The organism is Acidimicrobiales bacterium, assembly GCA_035547835.1.
In the GTDB taxonomy this organism is placed as follows: Bacteria; Actinomycetota; Acidimicrobiia; order Acidimicrobiales; family Iamiaceae; genus DASZTW01.
In genome coordinates this window covers 1-1586 of record DASZTW010000010.1, presented here as the reverse complement: position 1 = coordinate 1586, position 1586 = coordinate 1, and the positions used below count along the sequence as shown (strand labels likewise).

General features: G+C 68.8%; 2 protein-coding genes. One reads left to right on the top strand and one right to left on the bottom strand.

Annotated elements, in window-relative coordinates:
* Positions 1-197: helix-turn-helix domain-containing protein (locus VHA73_10050; GenBank protein ID HVX18361.1), on the bottom strand; the 197-nt coding region annotated here is incomplete at its 3' end.
* Positions 198-342: 145 nt separating this feature from the next.
* Between VHA73_10050 and VHA73_10045 the strand changes: the two genes are divergently transcribed.
* A partial coding sequence (locus tag VHA73_10045) for a hydantoinase B/oxoprolinase family protein (protein HVX18360.1) occupies positions 343-1586 on the top strand: 1244 nt, incomplete at its 3' end.

Sequence of the window (1586 nt, the reverse complement as noted above, 5' to 3'; positions counted from 1 at the left end):
TTGTAGACGCCGTGTTCGTCGCGCCGGAGGTAGCCGTCCGTTTCCAGGGTTCGCGCGATGCGGAAGGCGGAGGTGGTGTCGATGTCGAGCTGGTCGGTGGCCTGTTTGAGGGTGAGGCCGTGCTCGTGGTCGCCGATCAGTTCGAGGAACCGCAAGGCTCGGCCCACGCCGGCCAGGTAGTAGCGGTTGTCGCTCACCGTGCTCCTCCCCGTGCGTGGTTTTCGCACGGCGAGCTTAGCAATACGGCGAGGTTACATTGCGCTCTGCGTCTTGTGAACCTCAGCCAACGTACTTATGATTCCTCTAGCAGAACGTGAGTTGCGCTGAGCGAAAGAAGGATGCATGCGGCAGGTGCGAGAGACGACAAGTGAGGCCGGCCCGGACTCGGTCACCGTCGACATCATCGGGGCGCACCTCCTGGCGATCGCCGAGGAGATGGGCGTGGCGTTGATCCGCGCCGCCTACTCCCCGAACGTCAAGGAGCGGCACGACTGCTCGACCTCGCTGCTCGACCGCGACGGCCAGACGATCGCGCAGGCCGAGCACATCCCGCTGCACATGGGCTCGATGCTGGGCTTCATCCCCGAGTTGACGGCGCTGTTCGCCGGCGACATCAACGAGGGCGACATCTTCATCGCCAACGATCCCTACGTCGGTGGCAGCACGCACCTGCCCGACGTCGTGGTGGTGGCGCCGCTGTTCGACGCGGAGGGCCTGGCCGGATTCGCGGCCACCGTGGCCCACCATGCCGAGTTCGGCGGCAGCCTCGGCTCGTCGCCGGACATCCACAGCGAGGGGCTGCGCATCCCGCCGGTGCGCATCTTCAACAAGGGCGTGGTCGATGAGGACTTGCTGCGGCTGATCCTGCTCAACTGCCGCAACCCCCGGGAGCGGCTGGGCGACCTGCGCGCCCAGTTCGCGGCCGTGCGCCTGGGTGCGACCCGCTACGACGAACTGTGCGGCAAGTACGAGGCGTTGGTCGTGCGCGCCGCGACCAGTGCCTGGCTGGACAAGGCCGAGGTGCAGGCCCGCGCCGCGCTGGCCAAGCTGCCGCCCGGCGTCTACTCGTTCGCCGACTGGATGGACTACGACGGGGCCGGCACCACCGACATCCCGATCCGGGTCACGCTGCGGGTCGACGAGAGCGGCATCGTCGTGGACCTCACCGAGAGCGCCGACCAGGTGAAGGGACAGATCAACGCGGTCCGGTCGGGCATCGACGCCACCGTCTACTTCGCGGTCAAGGCCGTCCTGGATCCCGATCTGCCCGCCAACGCCGGTTTCTACCGCGCCATCACCATCCGAAGCCGGCCGGGCACCATCGTCGACCCGCTGCCGCCCGCGCCGGTCTGGTCGCGTTCGGACACCTGCCAGCGGGTGGCCGACGCCATACTGGGCGCGTTCGCGCAGGCCGTGCCCGACCGGGTGCCCGCGGCCAGCCACGGCTCGGTGACCGCGGTGCACATCAGCGGGCACGATCCGCGCCGCGACGAGTTCTTCTCCTACGTCGAGGCGCTGGGCGGCGGCTTCGGCGCCCGGCCCGGCTCGGACGGGCCGGACGCCGTGCAGTCGCACATGACCAACAC